Origin of the sequence: Fodinibius salipaludis (genome assembly GCF_002287075.1) — a bacterium.
In the GTDB taxonomy this organism is placed as follows: Bacteria; Bacteroidota; Rhodothermia; order Balneolales; family Balneolaceae; genus Fodinibius; species Fodinibius salipaludis.
Window position 1 is genome coordinate 24750 of record NZ_NSKE01000002.1, and the last position, 20031, is coordinate 44780.

16 protein-coding genes are annotated in these 20031 nt (G+C 41.8%); 4 read left to right on the forward strand and 12 right to left on the reverse strand.

What is annotated here, in order from left to right; translation table 11 throughout:
• The first annotated feature begins 92 nt into the window (after positions 1 to 92).
• The gene (locus CK503_RS02500; RefSeq protein WP_255233328.1) at positions 93 to 452 is read left to right on the forward strand and encodes a nuclear transport factor 2 family protein; all 360 of its coding nucleotides are present in this window, start codon (positions 93 to 95) and stop codon (positions 450 to 452) included.
• A gap of 185 nt (positions 453 to 637) precedes the next feature.
• Here the strand turns inward: CK503_RS02500 and CK503_RS02505 are convergent, their stop codons facing one another.
• A complete protein-coding gene (locus tag CK503_RS02505; protein ID WP_095605219.1) occupies positions 638 to 907 on the reverse strand; it encodes a sensor histidine kinase in 270 nt (89 codons plus the stop codon).
• A 192-nt stretch (positions 908 to 1099) separates the two neighbouring features.
• Between CK503_RS02505 and CK503_RS02510 the strand changes: the two genes are divergently transcribed.
• Positions 1100 to 1912: a DUF4382 domain-containing protein gene (locus CK503_RS02510; RefSeq protein WP_095605220.1), complete on the forward strand. Its 813-nt coding sequence runs from the start codon at positions 1100 to 1102 to the stop codon at positions 1910 to 1912.
• A gap of 296 nt (positions 1913 to 2208) precedes the next feature.
• Positions 2209 to 5424: a PAS domain-containing sensor histidine kinase gene (locus CK503_RS02515; RefSeq protein WP_095605221.1), complete on the forward strand. Its 3216-nt coding sequence runs from the start codon at positions 2209 to 2211 to the stop codon at positions 5422 to 5424.
• Positions 5425 to 5615: 191 nt separating this feature from the next.
• On the opposite strand, the gene CK503_RS02520 is transcribed toward CK503_RS02515, so the two are convergent.
• The 8 genes from CK503_RS02520 to CK503_RS02555 form a co-directional block, all read right to left on the reverse strand.
• Entirely contained in the window at positions 5616 to 6554 is a 939-nt protein-coding gene (locus CK503_RS02520) for an NADP-dependent oxidoreductase (protein ID WP_217988316.1), read from the reverse strand.
• Positions 6555 to 6680: 126 nt separating this feature from the next.
• Entirely contained in the window at positions 6681 to 7829 is a 1149-nt protein-coding gene (locus CK503_RS02525; protein ID WP_095605223.1) for a sensor histidine kinase, read from the reverse strand.
• Positions 7830 to 8297: 468 nt separating this feature from the next.
• Positions 8298 to 8783: a GbsR/MarR family transcriptional regulator gene (locus CK503_RS02530; RefSeq protein ID WP_095605224.1), complete on the reverse strand. Its 486-nt coding sequence runs from the start codon at positions 8781 to 8783 to the stop codon at positions 8298 to 8300.
• 34 nt (positions 8784 to 8817) lie between these two features.
• Positions 8818 to 9957, reverse strand: coding sequence for a metallophosphoesterase (locus CK503_RS02535; protein WP_095605225.1), 1140 nt, complete (start codon positions 9955 to 9957; stop codon positions 8818 to 8820).
• An 11-nt stretch (positions 9958 to 9968) separates the two neighbouring features.
• Positions 9969 to 11654, reverse strand: coding sequence for a hypothetical protein (locus tag CK503_RS02540; protein ID WP_095605226.1), 1686 nt, complete (start codon positions 11652 to 11654; stop codon positions 9969 to 9971).
• A gap of 6 nt (positions 11655 to 11660) precedes the next feature.
• Complete coding sequence (locus CK503_RS02545) at positions 11661 to 13004, reverse strand: BamA/TamA family outer membrane protein (protein WP_255233307.1); 1344 nt, start codon at positions 13002 to 13004, stop codon at positions 11661 to 11663.
• Complete coding sequence (locus CK503_RS02550; RefSeq protein ID WP_095605228.1) at positions 12940 to 15672, reverse strand: Npt1/Npt2 family nucleotide transporter; 2733 nt, start codon at positions 15670 to 15672, stop codon at positions 12940 to 12942. The genes CK503_RS02545 and CK503_RS02550 overlap by 65 nt, the downstream gene beginning before the upstream one ends.
• 189 nt (positions 15673 to 15861) lie before the next feature.
• Positions 15862 to 17145 carry an acetyl-CoA hydrolase/transferase family protein gene (locus CK503_RS02555; RefSeq protein ID WP_095605229.1) on the reverse strand — a complete coding sequence of 428 codons (1284 nt, stop codon included), beginning with the start codon at positions 17143 to 17145 and terminating at the stop codon, positions 15862 to 15864.
• A gap of 299 nt (positions 17146 to 17444) precedes the next feature.
• Here CK503_RS02555 and CK503_RS02560 point away from each other — a divergent pair, with 299 nt between their 5' ends.
• Positions 17445 to 18527 (forward strand): 3-oxoacyl-ACP synthase III family protein, encoded by a 1083-nt coding sequence (locus CK503_RS02560; RefSeq protein WP_095605230.1) that lies wholly within the window; start codon positions 17445 to 17447, stop codon positions 18525 to 18527.
• Between the two features lie 13 nt (positions 18528 to 18540).
• On the opposite strand, the gene CK503_RS02565 is transcribed toward CK503_RS02560, so the two are convergent.
• The 3 genes from CK503_RS02565 to CK503_RS02575 form a co-directional block, all read right to left on the reverse strand.
• A complete protein-coding gene (locus CK503_RS02565) occupies positions 18541 to 18927 on the reverse strand; it encodes a DUF302 domain-containing protein (protein ID WP_095605231.1) in 387 nt (128 codons plus the stop codon).
• A 105-nt stretch (positions 18928 to 19032) separates the two neighbouring features.
• Positions 19033 to 19512 carry a Dps family protein gene (locus tag CK503_RS02570; protein WP_095605232.1) on the reverse strand — a complete coding sequence of 160 codons (480 nt, stop codon included), beginning with the start codon at positions 19510 to 19512 and terminating at the stop codon, positions 19033 to 19035.
• A 67-nt stretch (positions 19513 to 19579) separates the two neighbouring features.
• Entirely contained in the window at positions 19580 to 20029 is a 450-nt protein-coding gene (locus CK503_RS02575) for an OsmC family protein (protein ID WP_095605233.1), read from the reverse strand.
• Between the last annotated feature and the right edge of the window lie 2 nt (positions 20030 to 20031).

A 20031-nucleotide genomic window follows, 5' to 3' on the forward strand; every position in this document is an offset into this window, starting at 1 on the left:
TAAATATTTGGAAAACGTTTTTAACAGTATTACTCGTATTACTTGGAACCACTCTTTCTTTCGGGCAGCAGACCTCGCAAGAAAAAGCCGTAATAAATGCACTTAATTCATTTCATCAGACCATTGTGGAAAACGACGTTACCAAAGCAAGGCAACTATTATCTGATTCCGCTCGAATTCTTGAGGGAGGCAATATTGAAACTAAGGAACAGTACCTGTCTCACCATTTCCATTCAGATGGCAAGTTTTTAAGTGCCATGAATCAAGAAGTTGATTCTCAAACTATTACATTTAAAGACAATACAGCTTGGGTATCAACGCAAACACACACTTGGGGTACGTACAATGATAGAAAATTGGATCTCAACAGCCTGGAACTGGCTGTCCTTCAAAAGATAGACGGAAGTTGGAAACTTTCCGCATTACATTGGTCATCTGCCAGTCGAAATTGATAAAATTCCTTAGAAAATCAACGGTACATTAAGGAAACTGATATCGCTAAAATGCGTAGATTAGAGCGGGAAAATTATGGGGAAGCCTCTTTCAAGGAATAAATCACTGTCGGATTGTATCCCGGAGTCTTTTTTTGTAAAAGGAATATCATTCAAAATAGGATTGAAACCGGAATGAATGCAGATTAGTTCAAAGGGAAATGAAATGTGAATGTACTCCCGGTTTTATCCTCAATATCCATTTCTGCTTCAAGTTGAGATAAAACCGTATTAATAAGCAGCGATCCCAGGCTGTCAGTTCTGGCATCAAAATCATCGGGTAATCCAGGGCCGTTATCTGATATAATAAGAGTTGCTTGATCTTGTTTTTTGTTGAGCTGCACTTCCAATATGCCCGAGTCCTTGGAATTAAAAGCATGTTTAAATGCATTGATAACCAGCTCGTTGACCAGCAATCCACAGGTTGGGTTTCAAGAGATACCTTAATTTAAAACCACCCATAATCATATAGCTCAATGTACTTCTAATACATTATTTGAGTAGCCAAATAAATATGTAACGATTGGTCTTTTCGCTCGTCCTATGCTTGGAAAAATACAGGACAGATACCAAAAGAAACTCAACCCAATCTTGAAATAACTAATAATATGATACTAAAAAGAATTACTCTTATTCCATTTGCACTACTCATAGGCCTATCAATTCTTTTCGTTGGTTGTGGTACAGATTCAGATACTGGATCCGGTACAATGACCGTTGAAATGGCTGATGCCCCAATAGATTCTGCCGATGCTGTAAACGTATTCATCGAAAGCGTTGAAGTTAACAGAGAAGGCAGCTCGGATGGCTGGGTCACGCTAAACGAACCCCAGCAGGAGTATGACCTGTTAGAACTTACGAACGGAGCAACAACCATTATTGGAAGTTCTGAACTTGAAGCCGGTACTTACCAACAAATTCGCTTGATCTTAAGTCAAGACGGTCATAGCGTAGAAGTTGACGGCCGATCTTACGATATGAAGGTACCCAGCGGACCAGAAACCGGCATTAAGCTTAATATAAACGCAGAAATTCAGGAAGATATAGAATATGTCTTATTGCTGGATTTTGATGCCAGCCGTTCTGTTGTAAAAGCCGGACAGAACAATCCTGCTGTTCAGTATTTATTAAAACCTGTTATTAGTGCTACAGAAAAAGCTATAACCGGTAATATTGAAGGTACAGTCGATCCCTTTGAAGCTCAACCTGTAGTATATGCAATTGCCGGATCCGATACACTTACATCAACAATTGCCGATACTTCTGACGGATATTTCAAGCTCATTGGCTTGGAAGAAGGGACATATGATGTCTCAGTAAATCCTCGAAATGATACCTATAGCGAAAAAACAGTTACTGATGTAGATGTAACTGTTGAAAATACCAGTGAGTTAGGAACGATTGAGTTACCCCAAAACTAAAGCTGCTTCTTCTATAGAAGCTGTTTTAGCCCTCAAGGAAAGGCCTGCAAGTAATATTGCAGGCTTTTTTAATTAACAGATATTTGTACTTATAACCTTTCTCTTTTCAACCGGCCATTATTCCCACCACATAAAACACAAACAAATATAAACGCAAATTATAATGGTCTATTAATGGTTATTCTATGCCCAACCATTGGATTTAAAGACTAAATCTGTTATGGTACAAGTACATAATGGTAAATAGATATAATTTCTATTTTAGGGGAAATTGCTATTTTAAATAGAAGGATTTTATGGATGAGGTGCACAAAAAACAAGCCTATCAACTGGCTAATATTGGTCATTGGGAACTTGACGTTCTGAACAATGAGCTCCACTGGTCTGATCAACTAAAACGTCTCCATGAAGTTGAACTGGATTATGAACCAAATTTAGAAGCGGCCCTTTCTTTTTATGTGGAAGGTGAACCTCGCTCAAAAATTCAACAGGCTGTTAATGAAGCTATTGAAGAGGGTGAACCGTTTACCGTTGAGTCCCAAATTGTTACAGCCAAAGATAATTTACGGTGGATTAAAGCCATTGGTGAACCCAAAATAGAAAATGGAAAATGTATTCGGGTGTTCGGTAGTACACAAGATATCACCGATAGGAAAGAGGCGGAACAACAAAACAAAAAAATACAGCAACAATTAAAAGGTATCGTAGAACATAGCCCTATTATGTTCTACCGTCACGATACCAACCATAAACTATCATATGTTAGTCCGCAGTCGCAACATTTTTTGGGATGTTCCCCTGAACAAGCCAAACAGAAATGGACCGATTTTATTACTGATCATCCAAAGAACAAGAAGGGACTGCAAAAAACAAAAAAAGCTATTGAAACGGGCCAGACACAACCCTCATATGAGTTACAGCTGGAGCGGAAAGACGGTACAAAAATTTGGGTTCAGGTAAATGAATCCCCTGTTAAAAAAAATGGTGAAACAAAAGAGATCGTAGGCTCCTTAACAGATATTACTACCCTAAAAGATAAGCAGCAAGAAATAGAAAACCTTTCCCGGGTCGCCCAGAAAACGCAGAACATGGTTATTATTACCGATCCGAATGAAAATATCGAGTGGGTCAACGATGCCTTTGTAGAAGTTACGGGTTATCAGCGGGAAGAGGTAATGGGCAAAAAACCCGGCGCCCTACTTCAAGGTCCAAATACTGATCCAAAAACAGTACGGCAGATTTCTCGAAAAATAGAAGATCAGCAAACCTTTTCGGAAGAGATACTCAATTACACAAAAGAGGGAGAGCCCTACTGGTTGAAACTCGATGTTACTCCCATTACGAACGAAAATGGAGACATTATACAGTTCTTCTCTATACAGGAAGACATCACCGAGCAAATTGAAACAGAACAACAGCTGAAACACGAGCGCGATCGGCTTGATGAAGCTCAAAAGATCGGGAAAATTGGGGATTGGTTTTTTGATATTGAAACAAACAGCGTGACGTGGTCTCCTACATTGTTTTCTATCATGGAGCGTGATCCCGAAAAGGGTGAGCCGCCATATCAAAAGCTAATGGATTTATACAGCTCGGAGGAGAGTACTCTGTTTGAAAAAGTAGAGATGGCCATTAATGATAACATCGCCTACCGTTATGATACCTGGATTCAAACCGAAAAAGGAAATAACAAATATGTTCATATAAAGGGCATCCCCAAAACCGATAACAGCGGAGAGGTCAAGCAACTGCATGGTATTGTCCAGGATATTACTGAACAAAAGAAGGCAGAAGAAGAAAAATCCCGTATTCTTAAACGCATTGATGATGGCTTCTTTGCAATGGATAAAAACTGGGTCGTCACTTATTGGAATACCAAAGCCGAACAGATTCTTGATACGCCCGAAAAAGATATTGTTGGAGAAGTTCTTTGGGATGTATTTGAAGAAGCCACAGAGTTAGATTTCTACGACCAATATCATAAAGCCGTAGATCAACAAGTAACTGTACACTTTGAGGCATTTTATCCGCCCCAGCAGATGTGGCTCGATGTAAGTGCCTATCCTTCTGAAGGAGGCCTCTCAGTATATTTCAAGGATGTCACCCAACGAAAAAAAACACAGCAAGAACTTCAGGAAAAAGAGGCCCAGCTGCGTAATATCGCTAATAATATCGATGGGCTGGTCCATCGATACAGACTGTATCCTGATGGCAGCGATGAGTTCGTTTATGTGAGCGAAGGCGTTGAGGATTTACATGAAGTAACTCCTCAACAGGTAATGGAATCGTCAGACTTATTGTGGTCCCAAATTATTGATGACCATATTGATAAGGTAAGACAATCGGTTCAACAATCGGCCGAACAGCTGGCTCCCTGGGATCAAAAATGGAAAATAAACACACCCAGCGGTCAACAGAAATGGATTCATGGACGAGGAACCCCTATTCAACTTGAGGATGGGAGTGTGCAGTGGGATACCATTTTATTGGATGTTACCGAACAGAAAGAGCTGGAGGAGAATGTTAGCCGCCAGGTAACACTGTTGAATCATATTCTGGATAGCATTCCAGGCCTATTTTATATGGTTGGAAAAGACTTATCGTTTGCCCGAACCAATAAGAATGTAGAACGACTTTTTGACTTAACCGCAAAGGAGTTACAAGAGATTAACGCTCTAACATTAGTGGTTCCCCGGGAACGCAGTAAGGCCAAAAGACTCATCGGGAAAGCCTTTCAGGAAGGTTACGCTGATCTTGAAACCGTATTAATTGGTGGTGATGGTGAAGAGCATCACTATTTTATGAATGGAAGTCTTGTCAAACTGGATGGGAACCACTATGTAATCGGAAGTGGAATTAATATTACAGATCGCGTAGAAGCAGAAAAAGAAAATACGGTATTGCTTCAAGAGATCCATCACCGAGTAAAGAATAATTTAGCTATCATTTCAGGTATTCTCACTCTGGAGTTGGAAGAGTTACCCAGCGAAGACTTCTACCGACTTCCCTTAGAAAGAAGTATAAACCGTATTCATTCTATCGCTAAAGTCCATGAACTATTATACCAGACCTCCAGCTTTTCGAAGGTTAACGTCAAAGAATATATTTCAGATCTTGCTACTACCATTACTGGTACTTTACAGGCAGAAGATGATATTCAAATACGGTTGGATATAGATGAAATCGAAATGAATATAAATGAGATTATTCCTCTTGGAATGCTGCTGAACGAACTTCTTACCAATTCCATAAAATATGCTTTCCCGGCTAAAAAGGGAGGACTCATAAAATTAGAAATCACCCGTTTTTCCAAGGGCTATAAAATAAAATACAGCGATAATGGAAAAGGGTTCGATCAAGATGATTTTGACAATTCAAAAACTCTTGGTTTTACCATTGTAAATATGCTACTCAAGCAACTGCAGGCAGATTATAAGATAAATACTGAGAATAAGTTCGAACTATTCTTCACCTTTAAGCAAAAAACGACAGGATCTCATTCTAATATGTAAACGGTTCAAACCTCAATAATTTATAGCTCTTCATTTCCTTACAAATGGATATATAATTATGTGAGATTTTTCTTGACTCTTGACCGACGATATTTTAAAAACTTGATAAATGGTACAAGGCCAGGTTCAAAAATGAATAAAAAAGTCCGACGTTCCTTCCGCCGGACTTTTCTACTCAATAATCTTATTATTTAAGGAGTAATAACCGTTTTACCCCGGGTGTACAATGATTCTATTTCTTGCAAAGCAGTTTCCACTTCATCCAAATCATATGTCTTGGAAACCGGTACTTGAACCTTCCCCTCATCAGCCAGCTGTTGAATATGCTTTAGCTGTTTAGCATTGGGCTCAACAAATACATACTGGAAGTTAATATCTTCAGGAATTTCCGGATCACTATTGGTAATCGATATTAACTGCCCGCCACTTTTTAATGTGCCTATACTTTGTTCCAGCGAATTACCGCGCGAACAGTGGAAAATAAAATCCACTTCATCGGGAGCCACTTCTTTCACTGCTTCACCTACATCGCCTGCGCTGTAATCAATCGTTTCATCGGCACCCAGCTCTACCATATAGTCTTGATTATTATCACTGGCAACGCCAATAACTTTCGCGCCAACCGTTTTAGCCAGCTGTATAGCCATCGTGCCTACCCCTCCGGATCCACCGAGAATAAGCAGTGTATCTCCTTTTTTAAGATTTCCAAACTGAAACAGCGACTGATATGCCGTCAATCCTACCAATGGAATTCCACCGGACGCCTCCATCGAAATCTGCTGCGGACGCTTGGCAAGATAGCTTTCGGGAATGCAAATATATTCGGCAAACGTTCCCTGCTGTACGGTAGGTCGACGCGCATAGGCATACACCTCGTCACCTTCCTCAAAACGTCGTGCTGCATAGCCGCATTCTTCAACAACGCCGGCCATATCCCAGCCTGGAATAGCCGGAAATTCAGCGGGAATAACTTCATTCAACATGCCTCGGGCCACGGCGGCATCCACAGGATTAACCCCAGCTGCTTTTATACGAACCAACACTTCCCCTTCGCCAGGTTCGGGACGTTCAAGCGTACCAGCTTGAATATTATCCAGTTCTCCAAACTCTTCGAAATAGGATGCTTTCATAAATAATCTTATAAAACCTTTTTGATAATTTCACTGTGTAAATTCTATAACGTCAATTATCAACTGTACGTTTCAGATAAACATCCACATCTTATCTTGAGACTATCTGCTAAATTGAAATACCAGTTATACAGCCTTGCAATAATCTGCATCCATGCTAAATGCAATCGTAAACGTGGTTCCACTTTCATCCGACCGAAATGTATAGTCACCTTGCAGCTGATTATTTAAGGTTTTAATTAATCTAACACCCAATGAACCTTGCATCTCGTCAAAATTATCCGGTAATCCCTTACCATTATCAGCAACCCTCAACACCACTTTATTATTCTCTTTTAGTAAATCAATAGTGATTACACCCCCTTTCTGATCTTGAAAAGCATGTTTTAAAACATTTGTAACGAGTTCATTGACAATTAACGAACAAGGCAATATACGTTCAAAATCTAAATAGACCTCATCACAATTTGTCTTAAGCTCAACCTTTACATCCTGTTGCATCGTTTTAATTAAATCCTTGGCCAGTTTTTCCAGATTTTCTCCTAATGCTACATTAGCAAAACTATCCGACTGGTACAGATGCTGATGAATGCCCGCAATAGTTCTAATTCGTGTTGCGCTATCTTGCAGCTTTTCGGTAACAACCGGATCGTCTTCCTGTAACCACTGCAACTGAAGTAAGCCCGCTACCACGGCAAGGTTATTTTTTACCCGGTGATGGATCTCATCCAAAATAACCTGATTCGATTCCAGCGCTTTCTCAATCTCCTGCTTTTCAATTTCGTGTGTTGTAATATTTTGATTTGTTCCGATAGTAAGTACTGGCTTTCCATCTTTATGGAAATGAACAGCATGCGCTTCCACAAATTTTATCTTTCCATCAGGAAAAAGAAGGCGGTAAATAATATGATACTCGGAATTTTTTTCCAGCGACTGTTTAAATTTCTTTCGTACTTTATCCCGATCTTCCGGATGAATACGCTCCATAAAAATGGCATCAGAAGGAACGATTTCATCGGGTTCATATCCCCAAATTCGAAACGTTTCATCTGACCACATAAGTTCATTATTTTTAATATCATACTCCCATAGTCCTATATCAGCTACCTCTTGCGAGAGTCCAACCCAGGTTTGTAACTTATCAAATGCACTCTTTGTTGATCTAAGTTGTGTCGCAAGCTTCTTTTTTACTTCCTCAGTCATCGGACCATCAGTTTGTAAGGTCCGAATCGTTGTTTCAAGTTTTTCTTCTATTCCGTTTTGTATCGTTCTCATATTCCCAAAGCAGTTTTAATTATTGAATGGGTTTTAACTTCGCACTATTGAATCCACGTAGATTATGTTACTACCTTTGTTGTCACAACAAGCATGCCAACAATTTGTGAAGCCACATCCCACCGCTAATTCACTTCTCATTATTGGGTATCATACTCCCTACTCTTTATTGATCCCAATTGTATATGCCAATCACTATTAATCTGCCTAAACCCGGGGGAACGAAAAATTCCAGCCATTTTATTATTATAGGATGGGCAACAACTCTAAAAACGATCCGCAGTAAAGAAATATAGCATCACTCTACAGCCTAAAAATCCTGGCTATGATCCCATTTATATTACTCCTATCGAATGGCAAAAGGCTCATATTTTTAGCAAACTTATTAGATAGGCTTCGAAAAAATGGGGATTGGGGCATCCTATTCCAAATGAAATAAGATCGTATGCTAATCCGGGAAACAAATAATCAGCCCTCATCGGAACAGCTTTTTTTATAGGTCTCTATTGATTCAGGAAAGTGCTCGGTAACAAAAGCATAGAAATCATGCATCTCATTTAATCGATCAATATCTGTATCATCCTCAACCTTCAACTCCTCTTTATATTTTGCCGAAATATCTCGCAATTGCTTCATCTTTTCGAGATGACGCTCCATAACCTTACACCACGCATGGTCAACAAGCTTAAAACAGGTCTGCCGTTCACCCGGCTTACGCACTTTCTCAATAAATCCCGACTGTAAAAGTAAGCGTGTCATATTGCTTATGGAAGCCTTGCTAACATTCAGGTGCTCCACCAAATCACTAAATGATTGTGCTTCGGGCTCGCAAACATGCAACCAAGCCAACACCTGTCCACTTATTCGCGAATGGCCCTGTTCCTCAAAAATAAGGCTCGCCTCTTCTACAAATTCCTTTTTCTTTTTATAAATTTCTTCCTCAACCGCCTTCATATTGCTATCCCTATATTATTTATTTTTCTAATCGTTATTCTTTGGGTAAATCAGATAACTTCTGTTCAAATAACCGTGTACCGTCTTCATTCCAGAACTCAACCCAAATGCCCGTTTTGTAATAATGCACTACCGAAAATCCTCTTTGCTGAATACCAAAACCGGGCCGATCAGGGTTTTTAACAAAGCTGGTAACCGATACTGACCCGCTTACAATATAATATTGGTTACGTCGCTCATCCCCAAAAGTGAGGTACTGCAAATTGTGATCATGTCCTGATGCGTAAATAATCGGTTCCCGCTCTGTAAAAACGGTGGTCAACTGATCTTTGAGCTTACTATACTTTCGCGAAGCAATATCCTGCGAAGTGCCCCAAATATTACGATACAAAACGTAAAGCGATCCCCCGACCGGAGGCAGCAGATGTGTTTTGAGCGGGAATTTCCCTCCGTTATTGCCATTCGAATACATGGGATGATGCCCCACTACCAGTACCTGATCGGCCTTCTCGTCGGTCACCGCCTCGCGCACCTGTTCAAAAGCCTGATCACTCGTAGCATTGAAGGCACTATCGGTTTCGGCGCCCGGCTTGTTATAGGGATGTAGCCACCACTGTGTGTTCAACGCAACAATCGACAAATTTACCTCCTCATTACCTGCATTTACCACGGCCGGGCCGGGTAATCCGTCATCAGGGAGAAATACATTCCCTCGATTTAGCGACTCCTCTATAAAGCATTCTTGTCGCTGTACATATTCTAATCCATTCTCTCCACTCGAATTCCAATCATGATTTCCCGCTACAAATACCACTTTGCCCTCATAATCTTCTACCGTCTTGAACTGGGCCTGTAGATATTTCTCAGCTTTGGATCGGCTTTTGTGATTTTCGGGAGGTAATCCATCCGGATAAATGTTATCTCCCAAAAAGATCACAGCACTCTGTTCCCCGGCCTGATGCAGCTGTTTTTTTAATACCGATAAACTCGGCTCCAGCGGATCAAGCGACGCATACCCGGCATCCCCCGCCAAAAACACCGAATAAATTCGCTCGCTTTCATCCGGCTGACTACTATTTTCTACCACCGGAATTTCATCAGGCGACGGCCCCTTAGAAGAAACACATCCCGAAATAATCACTGGGATTAATAATATGGTCAATAACTTCTTCATCTATATCCTATTTACTCTTCGCGCCGAACTCTCACCACTCGGCTGTTATTATCATTCACCTCAATGTATACCATTACCATTTTACCGGCGCCGGAATATTCACTGCCAATCGTTTTGATATCAAATCGCAGAACATCATTTAAAAGCTTTTCGTCTTGTAATTCTACAGATAATTGAGGCTCATTTATTTCTCGATCTCCTGACAGAACCTTGCTTTCTGATTCAATTTCGACTCGATACTTATGATTTGAAGCCGATACCAATCCACTATTCACACTTAAATCCGTAAACGTTAGCAAAAGAGTCTTATTCTCAATTTCAGCATCAAATTTATCAAGCGGATTTATTTTTGCAAACCAATGGCGACCTATCTTATCCCGGCGCTCTATCAGGGTTCGAACGATGTATTCCTCTGCTTTGGGATTGGAATATTGCCCCGTTTCAACGATAGTACGAATATCTTCATCCGAAAAACTCATGACATGTTTGGCACCCCAAAACGCATCGCGAAGCGTCATATTCTCAAAGGGCGGCAGCGGATGCGTAGGAACCCATCGTCCCGGTTTAAAAACATCTGATCGAAAATAGCCCACTGAAGGATAGGGCACCTCGGGCTCAACCGTTTCCCACGGCGTAATATATCCGCCCAGCGAAACAGCCGACACCAACATATAACGCGGATCAATCAGGTAAGCCTGTCCCTGTATGGGTTTGTGACTCGACATACCGTTGGCACCCAGTGTATTCCCAAAATCCTGCACGTAATGACCAATGTAACCTTCATTGTTATAAACCGCCATCGTGTTGGCATCACGCCGGTCGGTATCATTGAGCCAGGAACTAATCACCCGCATGCCGCGCAGCTCACGGCGATGTTCATGTGCCACCCGATCGTTTGGATCGCCTTTTAGCGTTCCTTCAAAATTCCAAGGTCCAAGGGGAACTCCATCTACAAATTTACTAGCCAGCGCTCGAACTTTCCCATCCGCATTCTGTGGACGATTTTTCACGATCTCCTGATAATCGGTCACCGTCATGGCACGTTTCTCCCCACCCTCTTCTACCGTAACACCTTCGGCAATAGTTACGTTACCGGGATCAAAATAAGTAATTTCGGATTCGGGAACGGTGTAGCCGGCTGCGTAGAAAACCTTCGTCCCGATTACTTCTGCAGCAGTCGTTAACTCAGGGTAATCATAGCCATCAAACTTTATCAAGTAGCGGTTTCCATTTTCATCCTCTATAAAAAAACCGGAATTTGCTCCTTCAAGTTTCGCTTTAAAAATGGTCCACTCTCCCTTCGTATCGGGTGCCTTTGTATTAGGTCCGGCCGCCAACTCTTTCGGCGACATCTCATCGTAATAATGGCGATATGTGTACCAGCTCGATTCGGGAACCTCATCGAGCTTGTTAATATTATCGGCCTGACGTTTATCGCTTATTCCTAAACCTTGTCCCAACCAGCGTCCCGTTCGGTTCAGGTTCAACGGTTTTTCAAGCTGATGGAAAATAGTATTATCGATGCGATCCCAGTACTGGTATTGCGGCTTTTCTTCGGGCTTCTCGATGCGCGCCGTATCGGGATCAAACGTTTTTACAGGGCCCTTGGTATAAGGTTTTGTGGTTGAACAGCCCTGTAGAAAAACAATAGCTGACAGTACCGCAACCCCGATACTATGTATGTAATTAATCTTCATCGTACACTAAAAGTTTGGCGTTATACTGATGATAAATCGTCCGCCCTCGTTGCTGAACGCAAATTCTGAACGAAAGGCCAATCCTTTTTGGGATAACAGGTGAAAACCGAACCCATAAGAAGAACGGAAGGCGTCCAGCGAGATATCGCTATAGTCATTAAACGGTTGACCCTGATCGGCAAAAAGAACTATATCCAAAAAGTCCCAGATTGGATAGCGATATTCGGCCGTGAACAGTACAGTACCGTGAGCACGAAAACGGTTACTGGGAAAGCCACGAAGATTGCGACTCCCACCAAGCGAACGTAACTCATAAAAAGGAATATTGGTCGAACCAATATTCCTTTGTTTTTGTAACTCCATCTTAATACCCAGTCGGCGCGTTTCAGGCAAAATAGGGACCGGCACAAAGTGGTGGATGGCTCCCCGGTATTCTAAGTATTTCAAATTAGGATTGTTGGTTGACTGTGCCCACCCGACCCCCACCTTATATTGTGTGCCACTTAGGGTTCGCTTGCGTCCATTTTTGTAATTGAACGTCCAGTTGTTAGCCACTGAAAACAGCTTTGTATTTCCGAGCAATGACACAGGAACCTGTTCATTAATGTCATCCTCATACCGGCTCGTTTTGATGGTTCGATCCCAAAATCCTGTAGTAATTTGAGTATGTAACCAGCTATTTACCTGCTGATTGTAATTAACCTGGATATTTCCAAATTCGCTGGCGTAACTTAGATCCTCACTCGTATTGTCTAAATAAAAAGAGCGCTCAGGAGCATTTTCGTACTCTCCCGCGAAGGTAAGACTGCTATTGGGAACTCCCTTAATGGGAATCTGGTATTGCAGATCAAATTCGTTATATACTTGCGAACCGAATAAAATTTCTGCCCGTGCCCGGTGATCCTCAAAAAAGAGGTGATCATGATACAAGAGCGCTCCCGCGGCAAAACCTTCTTCACCCCCTATTTCTATCAGCGGTAAAAATCCGTATGGTCCGCGTTCCCCCTCAAACCAGTGCGGAAATTTGTCTTCGGCATATTTTACCCCGTAGCCCACCGGACGGCTTACCCAATGCAACAGATACGATGGAGCGGCCAGAATATGGTAGCCAATGCTACGATCCGTTTCATAAGGCACTGTATTGGGATGTACGTGTTTTGCTTTCAAAGAGTCCGCGGATTGTGAAAAAACCATTGCCGGATACAGCATGCCCATAACAAGCAAAAGGACTATAATCCATAACTTGTTGTATGCAAAATCAGATATTTCGTTTTGAAATTGCATACTATTCCCCAACCTCAACATTTGCTTTCTGTGCCAGCTGGCGTTGCCGTTCTGTTTCTTGCTCATCCTCAAGGTTGGGAGCCAACTTTTCCTCAAGTTCTGCGTGGCAGATTCCTTTAAGGAAAAAGAGCACATCTTCGGTATCCGAAAGTGCGCTGGTAAAGCTATTAGGGGGTAAACGGTCGGTGTGATACGTTTCCAAAATTGGAATCAACAGTTTCCGAACCTCCCAGTTAATAAGGTTTTCAATAAATTCAATTGCATCCGATCGTAATCGCGGATTGTCACCCACTATGGCTTTGTAAGCGTTATCAATATCCTCGATATCATTATTCAAGCTCAATAACCTGAATATATTTTCGAACGTTTGCTCGATCTCATACTCTAAAATCTCATCTGCTTCATCTGAAAGTTTAACCTTGCCACTCTGGTAAAACGTAAGGGCTTTTTTAAGTTTTGAATATCGGTCAATCTCTCGCTCAATATTTTGAGCAATCACTTCATCCGATACCCGAAATATCGGACGCTCTTTTCGCATTCGTAGCAATGCCTTGACAATACCATGCCGGATGGGAATGGAGCAGAACTTCAGACTCATCTTAAGGATTTCCCAAGAATCTTCACTCACAGTCTGAGAAAATAGCCATGGGATATACCGGCGCGTTGACACCGGTAAATGGGAATCAGTCATGTGATCATACATGGTTCCGTATATCCGACTACCGTACTCTCTTAGTGCCTTTTCTACTGCTTTGCGATAAATACCACTACCCATCAACAGCAGCAAGTCGTGCACAAATCGTCGATCCTGTGTTTTAGCCGTACTTTCAATCGCTTGCTTAACCACGGAGGGATTTTCATCATTAAGTAACTCCTTTAACAGGTGCGCATAACGATTTTCATACATTTCCCCCAACAACTTTGCCGATTGTTTGCGAAGTTCATGTCCATATTCTCCATAAAAATGTACGGCCTCATCTAATAATTTATCTGTTATCAGCTTCTTCTCTTCTTCAATCCCTTCTTCAGCAATAAGAGCCATCGCTACCGCCTGTACCCGAGCATCGTCGTGATGTAAGCCTACAGTAAGTTTTTCCCGGCGATCTCCTTCATAAAACTGATAGACATATCGGATGGCTTCCATACGCACATCGGCATCTTCATCATAGGCTAAATCCATCACCTCATCCACCCAGTCACCAAGCTCACGTTTCCGTAATAGTCGTACGATATTAATGCGAACTTTACAGCTTGAATGCTTTAGATTTCTGATGAGTAAGTTAGAATCTACATCAAAATCTTTTTCTCGCATTACATTCAAAGCCCAAAGTACATCTGATTCCTCATCGCTCTTTAACAGCTTCTGTATACTCTCTTCATTGGCCTCCTCAAACCGGCTACTATTTTCAGTACTTTTATCCCAATCGCCTTTCATTTTCCGTTTCAACGTATTACGGAAAACATCCACATACGAGTTTCCCGCCATCTTTGCGATTACTACCCAGGCAACAAGTAACGTAATCACCACAACGGATATCTCCTGCACATCGAGATTTAATCCAAATGTCAATCCGAGCAGTAACAATCCCGTAAGTCCCTGGGCTCCGTGATCCACAAAAAGATCAATAAATACCTTAACCCGATTTTTTAACTCTTCCGGAAGTGGTACGAAAAGTAATTCGCGTCCGGTACGATCAATAGAGTGTTTGAGCGTTTGGTCAATACCGCGACTGATGGTACCGGCCACCAATCCCGGGATAAGTAGCATTCCACCAGCACTTATCAACAATGCAAGAGGTAACAATAGTAACGCACCGGATACCCCATACTTTTTAGTAAAAATAGTCCCGATAAAAAGCTGAATAATCAGTGCTATCAGACTGACGCGACCATAAAATCTCCCCATAAAGCTGGTTAATCCAGCTTCGGTTGTATAGGCAGCCTCAGCCACTGTCTTAAACTGATAGTCAATGAGCGTTGTGACCATTACAGTAACTGCGATAAGGGCTGTGATTAAAAGCAGATGGTTGTGAGACAAAATCTCTTTTAACGGATTCGAAGGAATGGCTTGATCCGCTTTTCTATACTCCTTTTTGTCTACCGATGATAAATTCGACTTGCCATTCTTTCTTAGAATTAACCACACCAGCGGAGCTGTTGCTGCGATAATTATTGCTGATATCAACAGCAGAGATTCGGGCTGTAACGAAAGCTGATTTACAAATATAGCAGTAAGCTCTCCGCCAGAAACACCACCCGCAATTGCTCCAAGGCTTAAAAACCCAAATATCTTTTTCGACTGTACCGAATTAAATATCGTGTTGGCAAACAACCAGAACTGTGAAGTAATCAATACACTGTAAATGCTGACCCAAACATAAAATCCGTAGTACAGCCAGACTTTATTCATTTCTATAAAGAACCAGATCACAAACAGATTGGCTGCCAGAAAGAGCGTTATGGCTGAAACCACCCATCCCACAGAGTGGCGTTTAGAAAGCTTGGAGTACCCAATAGATATCGGGATAACAGCAATAGCCGTCAAAATAAAGACAAACGGCAAATTATAGGCTCCAACCTGCTCCAGAAACAAGCTATCGCGTACCGGCTTTAGCAAGTACAGCGTATTAAGCAGCACGAAATTATACGCAAACATCAAAAAAGCCTGCGTTTTTATTTCAGGTTCGAGCGTAAAAAGGGCCCTAAAATCTTTCCCAACGTTTCTGATATCCATATCAAATTTTGTACCTCTTATTTTATAGAGCCCAAAACTATTAACTTTGTTTATAAATTACTAAACAAAGTTAATAGTTAATTCCTATACCGTTCGTTTACCACATCTATGACATAAAAAAGGCTCCACCTAAGAGTATTAGATGGAGCCCAGCTTTAATGTATTACCTAATTTTCTAAAAAAGGGATATCAGACGTGCTTAAATCGATCACGCACTGCTTTTTCTATACTTTCACGGTGATCGGGGTGGGCAATGCTGATGAGCGCTTTAGCACGATCTCGCATGTTTTTACCATAAAGATTAGCAACGCCATACTCTGTTACTACATAGTGAACGTGCGCACGTGTAGTTACCACACCGGCTCCCTTCTTAAGATTTGGCACTATTTTGCTTTCGCCCCGGCTTGTAGTCGATGGCAGTGCAATAATCGGCTTACCTCCTTCGCTTAATGAGGCTCCGCGAATAAAGTCCATCTGGCCGCCTACCCCCGAATAGTGATAGGTTCCGATAGAATCGGCGCAAACCTGTCCGGTAATATCAACTTCTACCGCACTATTTATAGCCGTCACTTTAGGATTTCGACGAATCACGGCGGTATCATTTACATACTCCACATCAAGCATGGCAATCATTGGATTATCGTCTACAAAGTCATAGAGCTTGCGACTCCCCATCACAAAACTTCCAACAATCTTTTCGGGATGGGTGGCTTTATTTTTTCCGTTGATTACCCCTTTTTCAACGAGATCCATAACGCCATCCGAAAACATTTCGGTATGAATTCCCAGATCTTTATGACCATCGAGCGCATCAAGTACAGCGTTAGGTATAGCACCAATTCCCATCTGCAGCGTAGCACCATTCTCAACAAGCTCTGCACAATTTTGCCCAATTTTCTTTTCTGTCTCATCAGGCTCCAGCATGTTGAGTTCGTGAAGCGGTTCATCCGACTTCACCAAAGCATTAAAACGACTGGCATGAAATATACCGTCTCCATGTGTCCGCGGCATATTGGGATTTACCAGAGCGATAGCTCGCTTTGCCTCCTGAAGGGCAGCGCGAGAAGCATCTACAGAAACACCCAGCGAGCAATAACCATGTTTGTCAGGTGGAGAAACCTGAACGAGCGCGATATCAATTGGCATAATATCTTGACGAAAAAGTCCGGGCACTTCACTCAGGAAAATAGGCAAATAGTCGGCACTACCTTCGTTGACAGCCTTGCGAACGTTGGCTCCCACAAAAAAGGCATCCGTATGAAACGTATCACTGTATTCAGGTTTAACATACGGGGCTTCGCCCTCAGTATGGAGGTGAACGACTTCAACATTTTCGAGCTCGGGTGCTCGCGCCGTCATCGCATTAATCAGGGGCTGGGGCGCTGCCGCCACACTGTGAATAAAAACGCGGTCTCCTGAGTTAATAATTTTTACAGCTTCTTCTGCAGTAGTATACTTGTCTTTATAAGACATATAATTGGGGTCTTAAAACAATTAAATAGTTGTCAATTTTGTGATTTTTGAATCTCTTTTAAATACAAACATATCAACGCGTACCATAATGTAAAAACTCTCAAAATCACCTCGAAATAATCACTCTAATATGTATTCGATATGAAGATTACATAAAAAAAGACATTTTTATATTAATTCCGGAAATTTATAGATTTTGGCTCTTTTCTTTTTGCAGTTCGACAAAATTATAAGCACCATACAGCACCAATGATCAAAGGACATTTTCAATACTTGCACTACTTCTATAATCTGATATTATGGTTCATAACAATCGCTCAATAATAACCGGCACCGGTTCTTATATTCCACCAAACAAGGTTCCAAACGAACATTTCCTGGATCGAACTTTTTTAAATGCCGATGGTTCTTCTTTTGATAAAACGAATGAAGAAATCATTCAGAAATTTGAAGAAATTACCGGTATTAAAGAGCGACGTTATGCGGCTGATGATGTACTCGCTTCCGATATGGGTGCAAAGGCTGCAGAAAAGGCACTTGAAGATGCCGGACTTGAGCCTGAAGAACTGGACTATATTATCGTAGCTCATAACTTTGGGGATGTCCGCGCTGATAATCCCGTAACCGATATGGTACCCAGTTTGGCATCACGGGTAAAGCAAAAGCTAAAAATTGACAACCCCTACTGTGTGGCATACGACCTTCCTTTTGGATGTCCGGGCTGGACACAGGGCATTATACAGTCAAACTATTACCTGCAAAGTGGAGATGCATCAAGTTGCCTCGTAATCGGTACGGAAACCCTTTCACGTATTTGCGACCCAAATGATCGCGACAGCATGATTTATGCGGATGGAGCGGGAGCTACGGTTTTAGAATCTCGGAAAACTGATGAGGATATCGGAATTTTGAGTCATGCCGCTCGGACAGACGCCAAAGAGGAAGCATACTTTTTGCGGATGGAGCCTCCTTTTGATTCCGATTCGGCTGAAGCCCCCCTCTACATGCATATGGATGGCAGAAAATTGTATCAGTATGCGCTTACCAATGTGCCCGATCTTGTGAAATCAAGTCTGGAAAAGGCCGACCTTGATTTCGAAGATGTTCACAAAGTGCTCATCCATCAGGCCAACGCCAAAATGGATGCAGCTATTTTAAAACGCCTTGGCAAGCTGTACGACAACCAAGAAGTTTCCGACGGCTTGATGCCTATGACGATATCATGGCTTGGTAACACTTCTGTTGCCACCATACCCACCCTCCTTGATCTTATTCGCAAAAACAAAATGGAGGATCACCAAATCGAATCAGGCGACAGCCTTGTTTTTTCATCTGTCGGTGCAGGCATGAATATTAACTCAGTGGTTTACCAAACGCCATAACCTGAAGTCGAATCTATAGGTTATTGATTACTTTTTTCAGCAGATCCCGAACCTGTTGTGCTACCTCCCCAAGCTCATCATTTTCAATGGCCTGCATAGAAGCAACGGGATCAACAGCTGAAACTTCAACATCCCCGTTTTCATGCTCCTGCACAATCACGTTACAGGGCAGCATCAATCCGATATGATCTTCTGAGGTCAGCGCTTTATGAGCCAGCGGCGGATTACAGGCACCCAAAATCTGATATTTTTTGAAATCTACATCCAGCTTCTTTTTAAGCGTAGCCTTAATATCAATTTCGGTAAGTACACCAAATCCTTCCTCTTTAAGCGCTTCTGTTGTTTTCTCTATGGCATCTTCGAAAGTAGTGTCCAATGTTTTGCTAAAATGATACGACATAATAGGAATAGTTAAATTTTTTATACATTAATTAAGACTCTAAAAGCCGAAGAAAAAGGCATCCATGAGTTACCATAAAAGCCTTTTCCCTATCTGCGTTCCATTTTATTTGTCATCAACGTACGATGAATACATCCATACCTCTTTTTCCTGCTCGCGGATATAGTCACTCATCAAGGCGTTGGTTCCCTCGTCACCGGCTTCATCCGACAGCTCCAATATTTCTCGCTGCAGCGTAATAATAGCTTTAAATGCCTCTAAAATCTCTCGCACCGCTGTTTTACCGTTGGAAACCTGACTACTTTCCGGAATTTCAGACTTCTCAATGTAACCGGAATAACGGTGGTTGGGAGAATGGTCTAACGTTAAAATACGCTCGGCCACTTCATCAATTTTTACCAGCAAATCGTTATACAACTCTTCAAACTTCACGTGCAGCTCAAAAAAATCATCACCCTTAATATTCCAATGATATCCACGCGTGTTTTGGTAGAAAATTGAATAGTTTGCTAAAAGCTCATTCAGTTTTCCCGCCAGCTCTTTTGACTCGGCTTTCTCTAAGCCAATATTATTTAAATCACTCATAATTATGTTTTCTTAGGTTAGATAGAATAGAATTCTGTTATTTTGATTAATGCGTTTTATTCGAATCTTAATTCAGCGCTCCAATTGTTACTTTGGGTTCAAAATGAATTTTCGTTTTGATCGATCGGGTAATCAGACAAGCTTCTTCGGCCTTTTCCATGATGCGTTTAGCTTTGTCGGCAAACTTCTCTTCAGCTATTGTAAGCTCCGGCTGCAAAGTAATCTCTGAAACCACAAATTTTCCGTTTTCCTTATCGAGCTTACCGGTAGCATGTACCTCCAAATTTTCAAACTTCAGCTTTGAATACTGCGCAATCGCCACAAAGGTCGTCATAAAACAGCTGCTCACCGAGGATACAAAAAGATGCTCCGGCGACCAGACGCCTTCCACACCGCCCTCGAACGGCGGGGGCGTAGCCACTTCAATCTGTTCATCTAATTCGGGAGAACTCAACATACCGGTGCGATCCTCTTTCCAATTTAAATCTACGTTATACTCATGCTTTTTGTCACTCATAA

Excerpts from the sequence above, each read along its gene's own strand:
- CK503_RS02510 (WP_095605220.1), top strand. The coding sequence starts at position 1,100 with ATGATACTAAAAAGAATTACTCTTATTCCATTTGCACTACTCATAGGC.
- CK503_RS02515 (WP_095605221.1), top strand. The coding sequence starts at position 2,209 with ATGGATGAGGTGCACAAAAAACAAGCCTATCAACTGGCTAATATTGGT.
- CK503_RS02520 (WP_217988316.1), bottom strand. The coding sequence starts at position 6,554 with ATGAAAGCATCCTATTTCGAAGAGTTTGGAGAACTGGATAATATTCAA.
- CK503_RS02525 (WP_095605223.1), bottom strand. The coding sequence starts at position 7,829 with ATGAGAACGATACAAAACGGAATAGAAGAAAAACTTGAAACAACGATT.
- CK503_RS02530 (WP_095605224.1), bottom strand. The coding sequence starts at position 8,783 with ATGAAGGCGGTTGAGGAAGAAATTTATAAAAAGAAAAAGGAATTTGTA.
- CK503_RS02535 (WP_095605225.1), bottom strand. The coding sequence starts at position 9,957 with ATGAAGAAGTTATTGACCATATTATTAATCCCAGTGATTATTTCGGGA.
- CK503_RS02540 (WP_095605226.1), bottom strand. The coding sequence starts at position 11,654 with ATGAAGATTAATTACATACATAGTATCGGGGTTGCGGTACTGTCAGCT.
- CK503_RS02545 (WP_255233307.1), bottom strand. The coding sequence starts at position 13,004 with ATGAGCAAGAAACAGAACGGCAACGCCAGCTGGCACAGAAAGCAAATG.
- CK503_RS02550 (WP_095605228.1), bottom strand. The coding sequence starts at position 15,672 with ATGGATATCAGAAACGTTGGGAAAGATTTTAGGGCCCTTTTTACGCTC.
- CK503_RS02555 (WP_095605229.1), bottom strand. The coding sequence starts at position 17,145 with ATGTCTTATAAAGACAAGTATACTACTGCAGAAGAAGCTGTAAAAATT.
- CK503_RS02560 (WP_095605230.1), top strand. The coding sequence starts at position 17,445 with ATGGTTCATAACAATCGCTCAATAATAACCGGCACCGGTTCTTATATT.
- CK503_RS02565 (WP_095605231.1), bottom strand. The coding sequence starts at position 18,927 with ATGTCGTATCATTTTAGCAAAACATTGGACACTACTTTCGAAGATGCC.
- CK503_RS02570 (WP_095605232.1), bottom strand. The coding sequence starts at position 19,512 with ATGAGTGATTTAAATAATATTGGCTTAGAGAAAGCCGAGTCAAAAGAG.
- CK503_RS02575 (WP_095605233.1), bottom strand. The coding sequence starts at position 20,029 with ATGAGTGACAAAAAGCATGAGTATAACGTAGATTTAAATTGGAAAGAG.